Source organism: Pantoea sp. X-Soil-TKNS-1280 (assembly GCF_059730475.1).
The window spans coordinates 1,812,191-1,830,371 of record NZ_AP035962.1 but is presented as its reverse complement, the minus strand read 5'-3'; the positions used below and the strand labels follow the sequence as shown (position 1 = coordinate 1,830,371).

Sequence of the window (18,181 nt, the reverse complement as noted above, 5' to 3'; positions counted from 1 at the left end):
CCGCTTGAGTTTTATCGATGAAAAGCCAATCCTGCTACCAGTCATAGCAGGAGAACGACCCATGAAAAAAGTTATCGCCTCGGTGCTGGCGTTAACATTATTAACGCCAGCCATCGCCCTCGCCCATCCCGGCCCATGGGGACCCGGTCCCGGACCACACTGGGGAGGACCCGGCCCGCTGCATTTCTTACCCGATGCCGCGACAGCAGTGTTGATTGGCGGCCTGACCTACTATCTGCTCAATGGCAGCTATTATCAGCGTCAGGGAGAAAACTACGTGGTGGTACAGCCACCACAGCCAGTACCGGTAGAAGGGATGCGGGTACTCGATTTCAACGGCAGACGTTATTACGTGCAGGAAGGTCATTACTACCAGCGCGATATCAACGGCAGTTATATCGAAGTTCCGCGCCCTTACGGTTTATAAGCCCCCCCCAATGAAAAACGGCCCGTCAATGACGGGCCGTTTGTTATTTTGCTGCGCTTACTGTGCAGCCTGCGGATCGGTATCGTAATCTTTACAGCTCTGGAAGCCGTAGTTCATTACGCGACCGGTGTCGCTATAGCTGACAAAATAGGTCTGCGGCTTACCATCGCGTTCACCCAGAACATAAGTCTGGCAAGTCCCACGCGCATGTACCATGGTGATTTCCGTTGACGGCGGCCCGGCAATCTGACGCACCTGGTCACGGGTCATGCCTTTTTTCACATCCTTCACCACAGGCTTCGTCACGAAGCTTTCAGCGCGATCGTAAGCCGTACACCCAGAGAGCGCGGCCAGCGTCATCGCGGCAACGATACATCCCAGCACTTTATTCATCTTGTTGTTCCTCATCGCTTTGTCCATGTAGCTATAAGCCTGGAACATAAATCCAGATTAATCAACTTTATGGCTGCGGATTCAGTCAGTTCCGAAGCGTCAGGATTGCGTAAAAGTACCTGTGCTCATCGATACGCCACCGTATAATCGCCTAATGAGAATAAGCACTCTCAAAACTATTTTCAGGACGGTTATGACCAGACAACGCGAAAACAAAGACCAGCGCCACCGTGAGCGCCAGGATGAAATCATTCGCGCCGCACGCGAGTGTTTCCGCCGGGAAGGCTTCCATGCCGCCAGTATGGCGCGCTTAGCCTGCGCGGCGAATCTTAGCGTAGGGCAGATCTACCGTTATTTCCCCAGCAAAGACGCCATCATTGAAGAGATGGTAAAACGCATCGTGGATGGGCGCGTGGCGGCAATGCGCGATCGGGTTGACAGCGATCAGCTCGCCGCCCTGCTCGCTGGACGTGAAAATCTGAATAGCGAAGATGACTTGCTGATGCTGGATGTCGCTGCCGAAGCAGGTCGTAATCCGCGCGTCGCCGCCATGCTGGAAGCCGCCGATGCCCGTATGTTTAACCATGCCCGACAGAAGGTTCGTTCCAGCCATCCGGGTCTCAGCGATGACCAGGTTGATGGCTGCGTTGAAGTATTGGCGGTGCTGTTTGATGGCACCGCTCTGCGCCGACTCACGCCACAGAAAGCGTCAGCGGTCACCCTGCAACACCTTTATCAGAACCTGATTTCACACTTAATAAAAACAGAGGATAAATGACACCTGCACATTCGAATCGCCTGGTTTACGCCATCATCCTTGGCCTGCTTGCAGCACTTGGGCCACTGTGTATCGATCTCTATCTCCCCGCGCTGCCAGAGCTGGCGCAGGATCTGCATACCCAAACGGCCACCGCGCAGTTAAGCCTGACAGCGGGCCTGCTCGGCCTCGGAGCGGGTCAGCTGTTGTTTGGCCCGATGAGTGACAAATTTGGCCGCCTGCGCCCGTTACTGCTCTCGCTGGTGCTGCTGTTTATTGCCTCAATTGGCTGTGCACTGGCCAAAGATATTAACCAGCTGCTGGTGGCACGCCTGTTTGAGGGCTTAGCCGGTGCCGGTGGTGCAGTGCTGTCGCGTGCCGTGGCGCGTGATATGTACAGCGGTCACGAACTGACGCGCTTTTTTGCGCTGCTGATGCTGGTCAACGGCCTGGCACCGATTGCCGCGCCGGTACTGGGCGGCGTGCTCCTGACGCTGCTTAACTGGCGCGGTATTTTTGTCGTGCTGGCCGCAATCGCGATTGTGCTGATCCTGCTGGCTCGCTGGAAATTGCATGAAACGCTGCCAGCGGAACGACGCAGTAAAGGATCGGTGTTCTCCGCCTGGGCGGCACTCGGCCAGGTCATCACCCATCGTCCCTTTATGGGTTTCTGTTTGACCCAGGGCTTTATGATGGCGGGCATGTTCGCCTATATCGGCGCCTCCCCCTTTGTATTGCAGCAGATTTATGGTTTGTCACCGCAGGCGTTCAGCCTTTGCTTCGCTGCGAATGGCGTCGGTTTGATTATTGCTTCGCAGACCAGCGCACGCCTGTGCCCATTGTGGGGCGAGTATCGGGTGTTGCAGGGCGGACTGGTGCTGGCCTTCGTCGCCTCACTCGGCCTGTTGCTGGCAGGCATCAGCGGCGCACCGCTGCCGCTGCTGTTGGTGGCATTGTTCTTCACCATCGCCAGTAACGGCGTCATCGCCACCACCGCCTCATCACTGGCGATGCAAAGCCAGGGACATCGCGCGGGCAGTGCTTCAGCGGTTATTGGCGTGACGATGTTCACCCTTGGTGCCATCAGCGTGCCGGTCACCGGCCTCGGCGGCACCTCGGTTATCAGCATGACGGGTACGATTTTCGGCTGTTTTATGCTGGCGATTGTGATGTTTTTCCTGCTGGCAATGAAACCGAAAAGCGCCTGATTTACCAGCAAATAACTGAGACAACAAGCCATACGGCTTGTTGTTTTGGCCCAGCCGCGTTAGCTTTAGGACATCATTCGTATTGTGCCGCCAGGCAACTGACTTGAGGAGAGGTTCATGTCACTGCAGCAGGAAATCATTGAAGCCTTAGGCGTTAAACCCGTTATCGATCCCCAGCAGGAAATCCGCGTCAGCGTTGATTTTTTAAAGTCGTACCTGAAAACCAATCCGGGGATCAAAACCCTGGTGCTCGGTATCAGCGGCGGTCAGGACTCCACGCTGACCGGTATCCTGTCGCAGACCGCCATCCGTGAACTGCGTGAAGAAACCGGGGATCAGGACTACACCTTTATCGCCGTGCGCCTGCCGTATGGCGTGCAGGCAGATGAGCAGGATTGTCAGGATGCGCTGGCATTTATCCAGCCGGATCGTTCGCTGGTGGTCAACATCAAAGAAGCGGTGCTGGCCAGTGAGCGCGCCTTGCAGGACGCGGGCATTACCCTTTCCGATTACATTCGCGGCAACGAAAAAGCGCGCGAACGAATGAAAGCGCAATACAGCATTGCCGGAATGACCAAAGGCGTGGTGGTAGGTACCGACCATGCGGCAGAAGCGGTCACCGGTTTCTTCACCAAATACGGTGATGGCGGCAGCGACATCAACCCGATTTTCCGTCTGAATAAAGGCCAGGGTAAACAGCTGCTGAAGCTGCTGGGCTGCCCGGAGCATCTCTACCTGAAGCATCCCACTGCCGACCTCGAAGACGATCGTCCTGGCCTGCAGGATGAAGTGGCACTCGGAGTGACCTATCTGCAGATTGATGCCTACCTGGAAGGGAAAACCATCGATGCCGCTGCGGCTAAAACCATCGAAGGCTGGTATCTGAAAACTGAACACAAACGCCGCCCACCGATTACCGTGTTTGACGATTTCTGGAAAAAATAACCCCATCCGGCGTTTTCCACCCCTGGACGGAAAACGCCTTTCTCAGCCTCATTTGAAACGTTGCTATGTCTGCACATTTACCGCGTGCCACCCTGGTAGGGCTGAGCGCGATTTTACTCTGGAGCACCACCGTTGGTCTGTTACGCAGCGTCAGTGAAGCCTTTGGTGCGACGGGCGGCGCAGCACTGATTTACACCACTACCGCCGTATTGTTATGCCTGACGCGCGGCCTGCCGGATTTGCGTCAGCTTCCTGCACGTTATCTGTGGGGTGGCGGGGTGCTGTTTGTTGGCTATGAAATCTGCCTCGCCCTGGCAATTGGTCTGGCACAGGATCGCGCTCAATCGCTGGAACTGGGGATGATCAACTATCTCTGGCCGTGCCTGACGATTGTGTTCGCTATTCCGATGAATCAACAGCGGTTTCGTGTGTGGCTCTGGCCGGGGTTACTGTTGTCACTGGCGGGTATTATCTGGGTGTTGCAAAGCGGCGGAAGCAGTTCACTCAGCCAACTCGGGCATAACCTGCTCAGCAATCCGCTGGCTTATGGGCTGGCATTTATCGCCGCGATCGCCTGGGGGCTGTACAACAATGTCACGCGTCGATATGCCAGCGGCAAAAGCGGCGTCAATCTGTTCTTTGTCATCACCGCGCTGGCGTTGTGGATCAAATTTGTTGGGACGGAAGATTTCAGTTCGCTGCATTTCAGCCTGATTCCGGCGCTTGAGGTGCTGTTTATGGGGGTATCGACCGCCGTTGCCTATTCAGCCTGGAATCACGGCATCCAGCACGGCAACCTGACACTGCTGGCGACCGCCTCCTACTTCACCCCGGTGCTGTCTGCCTTACTGGCCTCGCTGTGGCTGGGTCTGACGCCCTCGCTGACCTTCTGGCAGGGTGTGTTAATGATCACCCTGGGTTCACTGGTTTGCTGGCTGGCAACGCGCCGCCTGTAGTCGCTGGCGAGAAAAACGCCAGGCTGATATACTGGATAGGTAACCAGTAATCGGAGCGTTCTTTGGTCAGACAATCCACCCGCAGCCGCCTTGAATTTGATGCAGCGGCCATTTATCAATATCCCGAGCATTTACGTCAGTGGCTGGAAGGTTTACCCAACCAGCCCGGCGTCTATGTTTTCCACGGCGAGAGTGACAGCCTGCCGCTGTATATCGGTAAGAGCGTCAATCTGCGCAGCCGCGTGATGTCCCATTTCCGCACCCCCGATGAAGCCAGCATGCTGCGCCAGGCCCGGCGCGTCAGCTGGATCCCGACGGCGGGTGATCTCGGCGCGCAGTTGCTGGAAGCACAGATGATCAAAACGCAACAACCGTTATTTAATAAACGTCTGCGAAAAAACCGCCAGCTTTGCTCGCTCCAGCTGAATGATGCCGCCCCGCAGGTGGTTTATGCCCGCGATCTCGATTTTTCCTCTTCCCCCAATTTGTATGGCCTGTTTCGCAGCCGCCATGCGGCGCTGGAAAAGCTGAAAAGCATCGCCGATGAACAACGACTGTGCCACGGCTTGCTCGGTCTGGAGAGTCTGCGCAGCGGTCGGGGGTGCTTTCGCGCTGCGCTGAAACGCTGTGCCGGAGCCTGCTGTGGTAACGAGACGATCAGCGCGCATCAACAGCGTTTGCAGTCGGCGCTGGAGGATTTACGCGTAGTGTGCTGGCCATGGTCAGGCGCTGTCGGCATGGTCGAACGTGGTGAGGGGATGACACAGATCCATGTGATTGATCACTGGTTCTGGCTGGGTTCGGTGAACAGCGAAGAAGAAGCACGCCAGCTACAGCGGGCATCACAGGGCTTTGATCACGATGGCTATAAAATTCTCTGCCGCCCGTTGTTGTCGGGCGATTACCCATTGATTCTGCTGTAAAAACAAAACCGCCGACGCTGCCCAAAGCACCTGGTGCGATGGACAACGTCGGCGGTCTCAAACCGTCAGGCTAAATGGATTATTCGCCATCAGCCGGTGGTGGTGGCATTTTACCGTCGTGCGGGCCTTTCTCTGTCAGACGTTTCTCAAAATTAGCGTTGAACTGTTTTTTCTGTTCAGGCGTCAAGACGTTATAGAGTTTGTTCTGGGTTTCCATCATCGCCACGGCGTGGTCTTTCGCGTTGGCGGTCATTTTCTCTGCCTGCGCTTCAGCTTTCGCACGGTCGAAGCTGTCAGACGCAATGATGGCGTGGTTAGCGCGGCGCTCTTCCAGCGACGGGCGTTTAAAGTCTTTATGGCTTTCACGCATGATGTCATGCATCTGCTTTTTCTGTGCGTCGGTCAGGTTCAGACCCTTGAACATCATGTTCATGCCACCATGGCGCATCATCGGCGGCTTATGCATGGGTTTCTCGCTGCCGGCTGGCGGAGGCGTCAGGTTGTCTGCCGCAGCATGGACGATATTGGCAGCACCGAGAGCCATCGCGGTAGCCAGGAAGAGGGAAGTCAGTTTACGCATAATATTGTCCTTACTTTTCAGTTTCATGACGACAGCCAGTGTCGCGTCTTCGGAAACAAGCATACGACGCTGAACGTCAACTACTCAGAGGCTGAGTAAAGCCCTGAAAGCATAAAAGACAGATATCAGGCGATCATGGAGAGATTGAGAAGAAATGCGTGAGGAATTGCAAAAGAGTATGACAAATAAGGTAAAAAGCGCAGGAATCAAGGAGGAGTGTAACGTTCTTGTCGGTAAAACGAAAGGGTGCAGCGCGATAAATCACGCTGCTACGGCCAGGTGCGATCGTTACAACGCCAGCGCCTGGGTCTGTTCATTCTCTTCCACCAGCATCAGGCCAGCGCGTAAACCCGGTGCGACGTTCGGATTGGGAAACAGCACATATTCCCGTGCCTGCTGCACGTAATAGCGGGTGTCCCCCTCCTCCGCCAGCAGGGTACCTTGCGGAAAGGCGGTAAAATTCAGGGTTTCCGGCCCCATGTGCAATACGAAATCTTCCCCATGTCGGGTAATTTGCTGGGCAACACGATAATGACGAGGCGACGCCTCGATCGCCGGCAACGCATCACCGTATAACAACGCCGCCAGTGCCTGTTGTGCCGCACTGAACTGGGTAAGATCATTTTCGCCAAACGGCAGCGCTTTACCCAGCTCCAGCGTACAGCTGGCAGCGGAGAAATGTTCACAGCTGAAATGAGTAAAAGTACCGCCCGGTGAACGATGGAACACCAGCGCTTCCAGACCCGCCGCCGCCAGCCAATGCATAAAGTCATCCGGCCACGGACGCAGATTTTGTGGCATCACACCAAAGCGGGCATGATACGAACCGCGAATCGCGGTATGCAGATCGAGATGCCAGCGTGTCTCAGTGCCGATGCAGTTGTGCCAGAAGGTTTCCAGTGCCTGTTCCAGCCGCATCGCACGTCGCGCTTCCGCTACGTCAGATACCTGCTGCCAGCGGCCACCAAATAACCGATTGATATCATATTGCTGATAGCGCTTGCCGCTACGCAGCGCCTGTGGATTCCCCAGCAACACCAGCAAGCGCACCGCCAGCGGTTTTTCTCCCCGCAGCAGGGGCGTGAGCAGCAGGTTAAGGATCTCAACCGGGGCGGTTTCATTACCGTGGATCCCCGCCGACAGTACCAGCGCCTGAGACGTCGGTGCGTGCGGGGTTAAGGACAGAATGCCCTCATCAAGCCACTGCCAGCTCAGGTGGGCATTTTGCCCCTGACGTTCCTGCGGCACCCGGCCAGACAATGTTTGTTGTAAAAAATCCTGCATTCTCTCTCCTTACGTAAAGCCAGGGGCGAAATATTCGCCCCCGACATTAGCGCTGAAACGCGTAGACACTGCCTAAGTCTAGCAGCTGTGTCAGTTCATCCAGCGCCGTGCGTCCTTCACGTAACAGTTGCGGGTCGGCCAGGTCCGCCTGGGTTAAGCGATCACGATAATGACGATCGACCCAGTCATTCAGGGTGGCAAACAGGCGATCGTTCATCAGTACCGCTGGATTCAGTGCCTGACGCTCCGCTTCAGTCAGCACCACGCGCAAACGCAGACACGCCGGACCACCGCCGTTATACATACTTTCACGCAGGTCGAAAACTTTCAGCTCGCGAATCGGGCCACCACTCGCCACCAGCTCAGTCAGATAACGCCAGACGCCGCTGTGCTGGCGCGACTCTTCCGGCAGCACCAGCAGCATACCGCCATCGGCACGCTGCAACAGTTGGCTGTTGAATAGATAAGTATTCACCGCATCAGCCACGGAAACCTTGCTGCCCGGCACTTCAATCGCGCAGAAACCCGGCACCCGCGACGCTAAATCGTCAAGCAGCTGTGGTTGATTGACGAACGCCTCTTCATGGCAAAACAGCACCTGCTGATTACTGACGGCGATCACATCGTTATGGAACACTCCCTGGTCAATCACGCGCGGATTTTGTTGCGCGAAAACCGTCCGCTCCGCGTTGAGCTGATGCAGACGTGCCACCGCCTCACTGGCTTCACGCGTCTGCCGCGCCGGATAACGCGCCGGTTCAGCCCCCGGCTGCTTCCCGTCACGGCCATAAATAAACAGCTGGACCCCGGCGTCACCATAAGTCGCACCGAAGCGGTTATGGTTAGCCGCGCCTTCATCACCAAAGAGTGCGACCTGCGGCAGCGCATCATGCACACTGAAGTGTTGCGGATCGCGGAAGATCGCCCGCAGCAAATCGGCGGTTTCCGGCGCTTCAATCGCGCGATGAAACTTGTTGTTGAGATTGGCAACCGTGAAGTGCACGCGACCGTCGGCGCTGTCGGCGGAGGGAGAAACCGTCGCAGCGTTGGCGACCCACATCGCCGACGCTGAACTGGCTGCCGACAGCAGTTGTGGCGCCTGTTTTGCCGCCTGGGCCAGTACCTGCTCATCGCTTCCGCTGAATCCGAGCTGACGCAGTAACGGCAGATTGGGCCGCTCATGTGGCGGGATAACCCCCTGCACATAGCCCATATCCGCCAGCGCTTTCATTTTCAGCAGTCCCTGTTTCGCCGCCAGACGCGGGTTCGAGGGTTGCAGCTGATTGCGCGTCGAAGCTTCGTTACCAAACGACAATCCGGCGTAATGATGCGTCAGGCCGACCAGGCCATCAAAGTTAGCTTCGAACGCATTCATTCAGAGGCCTCCGCCGCAGAAAAATCGAGGCCCGGCGATAAACTGCCCGGCAGATTAAGGTTGGGACTTTCCAGCGATGCCATTGGCCAGGCGCAATAATCCGCCGCATACCAGGCGCTGGCACGGTGGTTGCCGGAGGCACCAACGCCGCCAAACGGTGCAGAGCTGGCCGCCCCGGTCAGTGGTTTGTTCCAGTTAACAATGCCAGCGCGCGCTTCCAGCAGCAGTTGATCGAACTGCGCACGCTGCGGAGAAATCAGGCCACAGGAGAGGCCATAACGCGTCTGATTGGCGAGACGAATCGCCTGTTCAAAGCTGTCATAGCGCACCACCTGCAACAGCGGGCCGAAAACTTCCTCATCCGGTAATGCGCGCACGTCGGTCATATCAATGATGCCCGGCGTGATGATGGCGCTGTCGCGATCCGGCCAGTGCATACCCAGCAGCACTTTCCCGCCCATATCCACCCGCTTCTGCCAGGCAGCAAAGATCTGTCCGGCCGCGGCCGGGGAGATCACACTACCCATAAACGGCTGAGGCTCAGCATTCCAGGCCGCAGGGTGTAAACGGCCACTCACTTCCACCAGACGTTGCAGAAACGCATCACCCGCCGCTCCGCGTTTCACCAGTAAGCGACGCGCACAGGTGCAACGCTGCCCGGCGGTGATAAACGCCGACTGAATGGCGATATGCACCGCACCGTCAATATCAGCCGGATCCTCAACAATCAGGGCATTGTTACCGCCCATCTCCAGCGCCAGCATTTTCTCCGGCTGCCCGGCAAACTGCTTATGCAGGTGATAGCCCGTCGCGGCACTGCCGGTGAACAGCAGGCCATCAATCTGGCTTTCCGCCGCCAGTGCCTGCCCGGTGTCACGACCGCCCTGCACCATACCGAGTACCCCGGCAGGGATGCCCGCTTTCTGCCACAGCTGCACGGTTTTTTCTGCGGTCATCGGTGTCAGTTCGCTCGGTTTGAACACCACACAGTTACCTGCCAGCAGCGCCGGTACAATATGACCATTCGGCAAATGGCCCGGGAAGTTATACGGACCAAATACCGCCAGCACACCGTGCGGACGATGGCGCAACGAGCTTTCACCTTCGGCCTGCTCGCCAGTGCGGGTATGGTAAGCCTGAACAGAAATGGCGATTTTGTTGATCATCGCCTGCACTTCCGTCAGCGTTTCCCAACGGGGTTTACCGGTTTCCCGGGCGATGGTGGCCGCCAGTTCATTTTTATTGGCTTCCAGCTGGCGACCAAATGCCTCAACCAACGCCTGGCGCTCGGCAAAGGTTTTGCGCGCCCAGTGCGGAAACGCGGCACGCGCCGCTTCGCAAGCGGCGGCGACCTGAGACGCCGATGCCGATTTGCCCTGCCACAACGTTTCACCGCTGACCGGATTTTGTTTGCTGAAGGCGTCTGCGCCACCGGTCAGCCATTGACCATTGATAAAATGCGTCATGCTTTTTTCTCCTCGCGACCGAGCGTCACGACACGCAGGTTGTCGCCATAGCCACAGCACAGCGCATCACGCTGGCTGTCATTGAGGCGCACGCGGCCAGAGGCGATATCCACCGGCAGCAGCGCAACACGAAATTGTTGATAATCAAGGTTCGCCACCAGGCACAGCGGCCACTGGTCGCTGGCTTCACCGGCTACCGCCGTCAGCAGCTGGCTTTTACGGATGGCGCGAATGCGGTCGATTTCGCACTCCAGCGTCGGGCCGCCGTCAAAAATATCGACATAGTTGAGGTAGCGAAATCCTTCGGCTTCCAGCACCGCCCGCGCAGGCGCAGTTTTGGGATGGGTCACCCCAATCACCTGTTGTGCGGCCTCGCTCAGGTAATGGATATACAACGGATGCTTCGGCATCAGTTCAGCGATAAAGGCTTTCTGCCCGGTGCCGCTAAGGAAGTCAGCTTTGCTGAACTCCATTGAGAAAAAGCGGCTGCCGACACTATCCCAGAACGGCGAATGGCCGTTTTCATCGCTGACCCCGCGCATTTCCGCCACCACATGCTGCATAAAACGGTTGCGGAAATTCGCCATAAACAGAAAACGCGATTTGGACAGCAGGTAGCCATTCTTACCATCGCGATAATCAGGATCGAGAAACAAGGTGCACAGCTCACTGCTGCCGGTATGGTCGTTACTCAGCGACAGCGTTGGCAGGCTGGCATAGACATTCAACTCTTTTGACGCATGCACCTGCGTACCAACACGAAAGTTGTACCAGGGATCCTGTAACCCCACGGCCACCTCAATCGCGCAAATCCCCACCGCACGATTATCCTCGCTGTCAGCCAGCACAAACACATAGCCCTGTTCGGCACGCGGCAGAGCGTCCTGCCACGTCAGCAATGAGCGTTCGATACGGGCCTGCAGGGTATGGCTATCCGCCGGCAGCGACGTCAGGCCGCCCCCGGTTTTGCCCGCCAGCGACAGCAACTGCGCCAGGTCGTCACGTTCGACGGGACGGATTACCATCATAATGCTGCTCCTTTAAGCACGCGTTCACAGGCACGGGCGAAACGGGCCAGCCCTTCTTTCGCTTCCTGTTCACTGATATTGAGCGCCGGGGCGAAGCGCACCACGCTGGCACCGGCAATCAATACCATGACACCTTCTTCCGCTGCGGCCAGATTGAACTGTTTGGCTTTACCGGCGAAATCATCGTTGAGCACCGCGCCAATCAACAGGCCAAGACCGCGGATTTCCTTAAACAGCGGCAGACGTTGATTCAGGTCTTCCAGGGCGTCAACAAACCACTGATGGCGTTCACTCACCCCGGCCATAAAGGCGGGCTGGTTAATCAGCTCCATCACTTTGCCCCCGACTGCGCCAGCCAGCGGATTACCGCCATAGGTGGTGCCGTGGGTACCGACACCCATCACCAGCGCCAGGTCCTCACGCGTCAGCATCGCACCGATCGGGAATCCGCCACCCAGAGCTTTGGCGGTAGTGAGGACATCCGGGGTCACGCCGTAATGCATATAAGCATAAAGCGAACCGGTACGGCCTACGCCGCTTTGGACTTCGTCGAAAATCAGTACGGCATGATGTTGGTCACAGAGTGCACGCAGGCCACGCAGGAACGCAGGATCAGCCGGTACCACGCCGCCCTCACCCTGAATCGGTTCAACGATCACCGCACAGGTTTGGTCATTAATTAAGGCTGCCGCCGCCGCAAGATCGTTATACGGCGCATGCTGGATATCCGGCGGCAGCGGCGCAAAATCGCGAGAATAAGCAGGCTGACCACCCGCCGAGACGGTAAATAAGGTGCGACCATGGAAGGCGTTATTAAAAGCAACGATTCCGCTTTTTTCTGCACCGAAGCGGTCATGAGCCGCTTTACGCGCCAGCTTCAGCGCCGCTTCATTGGCTTCAGCACCAGAGTTACAAAAAAACACGCGGTCAGCGAAGGTGGCGTCAATCAGTTGTTTAGCCAGACGCAGGATAGGTTCATTAGTGTAGCCGTTACCGGTATGCCACAATTTGCTGGCCTGCTCCTGCAACGCCTGTTGCAGCGCCGGATGCGCATGGCCCAGCGCATTGACGGCAATTCCTCCGGCGAAATCGATGTAATCCTTACCCTGTTGATCCCAGAGTGTTGAACCTTCAGCGCGCACCGGTACAAATGCGGCGGGAGCATAAACTGGCATCATCCATTGATCGAAATCGTGACGTGAAACCTGCATTGACATAACCCTTCTCCTGCCCCACTTGATGTGAAGCCATTGTTTTAAAAATGTTAAAAACCGGTAACCCTCGGCTTAACTGTATATTGCAGTAACCGTGCCAGCCAGAGAAAAAAATGCATAAATGGATTCTCACAACGAAATATCAATGAGTTAGGTCATGCCTCTATTCACATTAAATGCATAAAAAGTGAATATCAGTCTGATGGTGTCTATATGTCAGAGAATTCTTAAGAGGATTTATGCATTCACAAAATGAAATATTGCTTTTGTGACCGGCCAGCAAATATTTCGCCAGCGCGAGGCAAAGCGAGCACCAATTCAGGGCGCAATGATCACATATGGTGCGTAATGGCACGATATTGGTGCGCGAAAACGCTCCATTGAACTGGCTATTTTTAATACAGATTTTAACAAACAAATAACGCCAATGCGGTTATTTTCGCCATTGTGGAATGGCGCGAGGATGGAAAGTTTTTTAGTGACTAAGGTTATTATAATTTCAGAAATAAACAGAAACAGTGTATTTATAGAAAAAGTGATCAGGCTAACTATTAGGTGACTTTGCTAATATGTTATTGAACAAAATCACATAGACACATCCTATATACTGACATTAGAAAATCAAATCACCTGGTAAAGCCAAAAAACAATAAAATGATTAATTTCATGAAATTAGTTATTTTAAATTTATGATTTCGGTTATGTTCACAGATAAGTAAAAACAATAACCATTTCCATATATTGGAATACGCGAACGACATTCGCACAAAAAGCCAACACGAAATAAATTGTTACATTTATTGCACTTTCGATCTTGAACCTTTTGTGTCATTTTCGTTTCGCCCCATAGCAGGGCAACAATTAAAAAATAACATAGGGTAAAAATTAAATGATGAAGCGTTCTTTACTGGCAGCAGTAATGCCGTTACTGCTGGGACTTTCTACTGCTCACGCCGCGGAAATCTATAACAAAGATGGCAACAAACTTGACCTGGTCGGGAAAATCAACGTTTCACACCTGTTCTCTGACGATGACAACAACAACGGTGAAACCTCCTCTTACACCCGTCTGGGTTTCAAAGGCGAAACCAAAATTACTGACCAGCTGACCGGCTATGGTTTCTGGCAGTATCAGTACAGCCTGAGCAACTCCGAAGGCGGTACTGATTCACAAACCGGTAACCGTACCCGTCTGGGTTACGCAGGTCTGAAATATGGTGAGTTCGGCTCACTGGACTACGGCCGTAACTACGGTCTGGTTTATGACGTGCTGGGCTACACCGATATGCTGCCGTTCTTCGGCGGTGACTCAGGTTACACCGACGCCTTCCTGTCTGGCCGCTCTACTGGCGTGCTGACCTGGCGTAACAAAGATTTCTTCGGTCTGGTTAAAGGCCTGAACGTTGCTGCTCAGTACGAAGGCAAAAACGACCGCACCGATTATTCAACCATCGCGGTACGCCGTTCGAATGGTGATGGTTTCGCCCTTTCGACGTCTTACGATTTCGACTTCGGCCTGAGCCTGGTTGGTGCTTACGCCAGCCTCGATCGTACTGAGACGCAGAATGCCGCTACCCGTGGTCACGGTGATAAAGCGCAGCATTGGGCAACCGGTATCAAATACGACGCTAACCAGATCTACCTGGCAACCATGTACGGTCAGACCATGAATGCCACGCCGATTTCTGGTGGCTTCGCCAACAAAGCGGTGAACTTCGAAGCGGTTGCCCAGTATCAGTTCCTGAACGGTTTCCGTCCGTCTGTGGGCTACGTGTCTTCGAAAGGTAAAGACATTGAGAGCATCGGCGATGCGGACATCATCAAGTACACCTCAATTGGTGCAACTTACTACTTCAACAAAAACATGTCTGCTTATGCTGAATACCGCATCAACCTGTTGAAGGACAATAACCCGCTGGGTCTGGCTACCGACGACATCACTGCGGTGGGTCTGGTGTACCAGTTCTAAGTTGGTTTACCCTCATTGTCGTCCGGCCCGTGTCAACCGGACGCCCCAAAGGGCAGCGTAAGCTGCCCTTTTCTTTTACGGCTCCAGCACATCAAAACGTGTGCCTTCGGTTTGATTCAGCGTGAACGGTTGTTGCAGCTGTAACGTGATCCAGTTAGATGTCACACGATTATGCTTACTGTCCTCCAGCGTTACCGCGAGGCGATAATGATTGCTCGCCCCTGGCGTGTTGTCCCACGCGGGCATAATGATGCTCCAGCCCTGGGGATCATTCGGGTTGGCTGGCGGGGTAAGACTCAGCGCCTGGGTATCGCCCTGCCAGCTGACCGCGATGATCGGATTGACCGAGTGGATTTGCAGCTTCAACGGTAAACTTTCACTCCCGTTCAGCTGCCACGGCGGTGTGGCAAGAAATACCGCCAGCGTTTTGCGCTGCCGGTACTCCATCACCGGCGTGTAATTACGCGTGACTGTGTCGTAGCGGCTACCGCGAAGCGAGCGGGCAGCGGCCACATTAGCGGCATCCAGCTGCTGGCTTAAGGCCACGCCAAAACGATAATTCAGCCGCAGGCCGAACTGGTCCTGGCTCTCCCCTTCACTGCCGGTTTTGTGGCTGGCGGAGACGGTAACCAGCGGCACCGGCGTGTAGGAAAGACCGAAGGTCAGTGCCGAGGGATTGTGATAGCGGGTGCCGGAATTAAACAGATCCACATCCTGCCCCAGATACTGTTCCCAGCTGACCGAGACGCCGAGCTGACGATAAAACGGCAGATACCCCTGAGTCGTAAAATCATAGCCACGCGCCATGCGTTGCTGCTGATTAGGATCGCCGTTGTGCCAGCCCGAAAGCGGGTAATAGTAGTTAGCAGAAAAACGCAGATAATCCGCCCAGGCCTCCGTACCCAGCGAACCGCGTTGCAAACTGCTATCGAACATATGATCGACAAACGCGTTGTAACCGAGCAACCAGCTACCGGCCACCCAGCGCTGACCCAGTCCGGCGTTGGCCACCAGGCCGTCATCCGTCTGATGAAATCCCAGCTGGCTAAAGGTGAGATAACGCTGGCGATCGGCCCAGGGTGTCAGCAATTCGGCACCACTGCCGGTAAAGTTGCCATCCATATCGACATTCAAATCAATCTGCGCAGTGCCATAAGGTGAGAGCATTGACTGTCCTTCGCTCTGCACCCGTTCTGCCACTTCATCGCGGAAATGGTTAAATGCCCAGACGCCCGCCTGATGACCAAATGTGGTATCGCTGCTGCTCTCACTCGCCTCGCCGATGCTTTTCGCCATATCTGCCAGCTTTTTCGCGAGGTTTTCACTGTCAGCCTGGTAACCAAGGGCGGGTAAATCATCGGCCATCTTCACGAAATGCGCCGCGTCACCAAATGGGGTAGCGGAAATATTGTTGTCAGGCATCAGCGCCCGGGCAGCAGGCACAGCCATAAGCAGTGCCGCAGCACCGAGGGTAAAACGCAGGCATTGAGGTATCAAAACAGCTGGTAACATAACGAAATCGGGTTCAATTCAGATAAAAATTAGAGGTCTCTCACAAAACAGCGTAAAGATAACCTTAACATATTTCTGAAATTTCGCAGGGTTACTCAATCTGATTACTTAGCGGCGGGCTTGAAAAACTGCGCGATTTTGAGACGGAGCATTAAAGTTTGCACAGAGCGTAGCGGCGCGATTTATCGCGCGCCTTTAGATAGCGGTGTAAAAATCACAGCATGATAAATCATGCCGCTACGGCCCAATGCGATTATTATGAAAAGATCAAACCACCGTCCACATTGATGGTTTGCCCGGTGATATAACGCGCATCATCCGATGCCAGAAATGCCACCAGCCCGGCAACGTCCTGCGGCTGTCCGGCACGTTTCAGTGGGATATTCTCCACCCACTCCGCCATCAGCTCGCCTTTGCCATATTGCTTCTGATCATTGCTGAGGATCTCGCCCCAGACACGGTCGTTGTAATCCCACATTTCGCTCTCGATAATACCAGGGCAAAACGCGTTAACGGTGATGTGCCAGGGAGCCAGTTCCAGCGCCAGGCTTTGTGTAATGCCGATCACCCCCATCTTGCTGGCAGCGTAATGTGGCGTGTAGATAAACCCCTGACGTCCCTGCCCGGATGAGGTATTGATCAGACTGCCGCTCCCCTGCTTCACCATATATTTTGCCGCTTCACGGCAGCACAACCAGACGCCCGTGGTATTGACCGCCAGAATCTTTTCAAAGTCACTTTTCGGCATGCTGTCGAAGCGATCGATGGTGATCACCCCGGCGTTCTGGATCGAGACATCAATGCTGCCAAAACGCCCGACAGCCTGCTGATACAGCTGTTGCACTTCAGTTTCATTGGTCACATCCACCTGCAGTGCGAGGATCTCGCTGCCATATTCCTGCGTTAATTTTTCCGCCGTGGCAAATACCCGTTCGGCATTGGACACCATCACCAGCCGGGCACCGTCGCGGGCAAAACGTTCGGCGATGCCTGCCCCAATGCCGCGACAGGCCCCGGTAATCACCACTGTCTTTCCACTAAAATCGCGTGTCATATTGCCTCCTGTTATCCATGAGTGACTTCAGACAGGGCGGCTGATTGCTGCTTTTTTTCGTGTCTGCGCAGCAGCACCACCTTGCTTTGTAATTTTTGCTGGAATTGATCGATAACCACGGCGGTGACAATCACCAGACCTTTGATCACCATCTGCCAGAAATCGCTGACGCCCATCATCACCATGCCATCGGCAAGGAAGACGATAACGAAAGCGCCGATAATCGAGCCAGATACCCGGCCACGTCCGCCCGCCAGCGCCGTGCCGCCCAGCACCGTGGCCCCGATAGCATCCATCTCAAACATGTTGCCAGTCATCGGGTGCGCGGTTTGTAACTGTGATGCCACCACCAGCCCCACCAGCGCCGCACACAGACCAGAGAAGGCGTAGACAAACACCTTCACCTTGATGATCGGCACCCCGGCCAGCCGGGCAGCCGATTCATTACCGCCGGTGGCATAGATATAACGACCGAGCGGGGTTTTACGCGTCAGATAGAGGCCGAGCAGCAGGAAACCGACCATCAGCCAGATAGGGATATAGATGCCCAATACGGTGCCCGAACCCAGCAAAGCAAAACCGGTATTACCCAGTTCCGGCATCCCCACCAGGTTGGCGTAAGTGCTGCCATCGTTAAACAGCAGCGCCGAGCCGCGTGCGACATACATCATGCCGAGGGTACAGATAAAGGGAGCCACACCCAGTCGTGTCACCACCGCGCCATTGATCAGACCGAGAGCGATACCGAACAACGCCACCAGCAGAATCACCTCCGGGACGTTGAAGAACATCACGTTACCGCCCCACAGCGGCAGTCCATTGGTGAGCAATGCACCGGCCACCATGCCGCAAATCCCGGCCACCGCCCCCACCGACAAATCAATGCCCCCGGTCAGGATCACCAGCGTCATGCCGATAGCCAGTAAGCCGGTGATCGCCACATGTTGTGTCATGATCAGTAGGTTGGAGGTGGTGAGAAAGTTCGGCACCATCAGGCTGAAGAAGCCAATAACGATCAGCAGGGCAATAAACGTGCGCGCCTTCAGCAAATACATATACAGCAGATATTTTTGATTCATTGTTCGCCTCA

At 55.2% G+C, this 18,181-nt stretch carries 17 protein-coding genes; 7 read left to right on the top strand and 10 right to left on the bottom strand.

From position 1 onward, the window contains the following. The first annotated feature begins 61 nt into the window (after window positions 1–61). A complete protein-coding gene (locus tag AC6I8X_RS08575; RefSeq protein ID WP_497840895.1) occupies window positions 62–427 on the top strand; it encodes a DUF6515 family protein in 366 nt (121 codons plus the stop codon). Between the two features lie 57 nt (window positions 428–484). On the opposite strand, the gene osmE is transcribed toward AC6I8X_RS08575, so the two are convergent. Next, complete coding sequence (osmE, locus tag AC6I8X_RS08570; RefSeq protein ID WP_299452376.1) at window positions 485–820, bottom strand: osmotically-inducible lipoprotein OsmE; 336 nt, start codon at window positions 818–820, stop codon at window positions 485–487. A 193-nt stretch (window positions 821–1,013) separates the two neighbouring features. Between osmE and AC6I8X_RS08565 the strand changes: the two genes are divergently transcribed. The 5 genes from AC6I8X_RS08565 to cho all read left to right on the top strand — a co-directional run bounded on the left by AC6I8X_RS08565 (window position 1,014) and on the right by cho (window position 5,609). After that, the gene (locus AC6I8X_RS08565; protein WP_313688447.1) at window positions 1,014–1,598 is read left to right on the top strand and encodes a TetR/AcrR family transcriptional regulator; all 585 of its coding nucleotides are present in this window, start codon (window positions 1,014–1,016) and stop codon (window positions 1,596–1,598) included. Then, window positions 1,595–2,785: a multidrug effflux MFS transporter gene (locus AC6I8X_RS08560; protein WP_299452372.1), complete on the top strand. Its 1,191-nt coding sequence runs from the start codon at window positions 1,595–1,597 to the stop codon at window positions 2,783–2,785. Before AC6I8X_RS08565 ends, AC6I8X_RS08560 begins: the two co-directional genes overlap by 4 nt. Before the next feature lie 117 nt (window positions 2,786–2,902). Further along, a complete protein-coding gene (gene nadE / locus AC6I8X_RS08555) occupies window positions 2,903–3,730 on the top strand; it encodes an NAD(+) synthase (RefSeq protein WP_313688444.1) in 828 nt (275 codons plus the stop codon). A 65-nt stretch (window positions 3,731–3,795) separates the two neighbouring features. After that, complete coding sequence (gene yddG / locus AC6I8X_RS08550) at window positions 3,796–4,686, top strand: aromatic amino acid DMT transporter YddG (protein WP_497840894.1); 891 nt, start codon at window positions 3,796–3,798, stop codon at window positions 4,684–4,686. A 62-nt stretch (window positions 4,687–4,748) separates the two neighbouring features. Continuing rightward, window positions 4,749–5,609, top strand: a complete 861-nt coding sequence (gene cho / locus AC6I8X_RS08545) for an excinuclease Cho (RefSeq protein ID WP_497840893.1) — start codon at window positions 4,749–4,751, stop codon at window positions 5,607–5,609. 79 nt (window positions 5,610–5,688) lie between these two features. Here cho and spy read toward each other — a convergent pair whose 3' ends face one another. The 6 genes from spy to AC6I8X_RS08515 all read right to left on the bottom strand — a co-directional run bounded on the left by spy (window position 5,689) and on the right by AC6I8X_RS08515 (window position 12,559). Then, entirely contained in the window at window positions 5,689–6,189 is a 501-nt protein-coding gene (gene spy, locus AC6I8X_RS08540) for an ATP-independent periplasmic protein-refolding chaperone Spy (RefSeq protein ID WP_313688438.1), read from the bottom strand. A 288-nt stretch (window positions 6,190–6,477) separates the two neighbouring features. Then, window positions 6,478–7,473 (bottom strand): succinylglutamate desuccinylase, encoded by a 996-nt coding sequence (astE, locus tag AC6I8X_RS08535; protein ID WP_299452363.1) that lies wholly within the window; start codon window positions 7,471–7,473, stop codon window positions 6,478–6,480. 46 nt (window positions 7,474–7,519) lie between these two features. Continuing rightward, window positions 7,520–8,848: an N-succinylarginine dihydrolase gene (gene astB, locus AC6I8X_RS08530; RefSeq protein ID WP_497840892.1), complete on the bottom strand. Its 1,329-nt coding sequence runs from the start codon at window positions 8,846–8,848 to the stop codon at window positions 7,520–7,522. Further along, window positions 8,845–10,314 (bottom strand): succinylglutamate-semialdehyde dehydrogenase, encoded by a 1,470-nt coding sequence (astD, locus tag AC6I8X_RS08525; protein WP_497840891.1) that lies wholly within the window; start codon window positions 10,312–10,314, stop codon window positions 8,845–8,847. The genes astB and astD overlap by 4 nt, the downstream gene beginning before the upstream one ends. Next, window positions 10,311–11,342, bottom strand: a complete 1,032-nt coding sequence (gene astA, locus AC6I8X_RS08520) for an arginine N-succinyltransferase (RefSeq protein ID WP_313688094.1) — start codon at window positions 11,340–11,342, stop codon at window positions 10,311–10,313. The genes astD and astA overlap by 4 nt, the downstream gene beginning before the upstream one ends. Further along, entirely contained in the window at window positions 11,339–12,559 is a 1,221-nt protein-coding gene (locus AC6I8X_RS08515; RefSeq protein ID WP_497840890.1) for an aspartate aminotransferase family protein, read from the bottom strand. The genes astA and AC6I8X_RS08515 overlap by 4 nt, the downstream gene beginning before the upstream one ends. Window positions 12,560–13,445: 886 nt before the next feature. Here AC6I8X_RS08515 and AC6I8X_RS08510 point away from each other — a divergent pair. Beyond that, a complete protein-coding gene (locus tag AC6I8X_RS08510; protein WP_299452354.1) occupies window positions 13,446–14,525 on the top strand; it encodes a porin in 1,080 nt (359 codons plus the stop codon). A gap of 75 nt (window positions 14,526–14,600) precedes the next feature. On the opposite strand, the gene AC6I8X_RS08505 is transcribed toward AC6I8X_RS08510, so the two are convergent. From AC6I8X_RS08505 to AC6I8X_RS08495, 3 genes are all read right to left on the bottom strand, one after another. Beyond that, on the bottom strand, window positions 14,601–16,037 hold the full coding sequence (locus tag AC6I8X_RS08505; protein WP_497840889.1) for a YchO/YchP family invasin: 1,437 nt from the start codon (window positions 16,035–16,037) through the stop codon (window positions 14,601–14,603). A gap of 256 nt (window positions 16,038–16,293) precedes the next feature. After that, window positions 16,294–17,091 carry a glucose 1-dehydrogenase gene (locus AC6I8X_RS08500; protein ID WP_497840888.1) on the bottom strand — a complete coding sequence of 266 codons (798 nt, stop codon included), beginning with the start codon at window positions 17,089–17,091 and terminating at the stop codon, window positions 16,294–16,296. 11 nt (window positions 17,092–17,102) lie between these two features. Continuing rightward, a complete protein-coding gene (locus AC6I8X_RS08495) occupies window positions 17,103–18,170 on the bottom strand; it encodes an ABC transporter permease (RefSeq protein WP_299452350.1) in 1,068 nt (355 codons plus the stop codon). Window positions 18,171–18,181 lie beyond the last annotated feature (11 nt).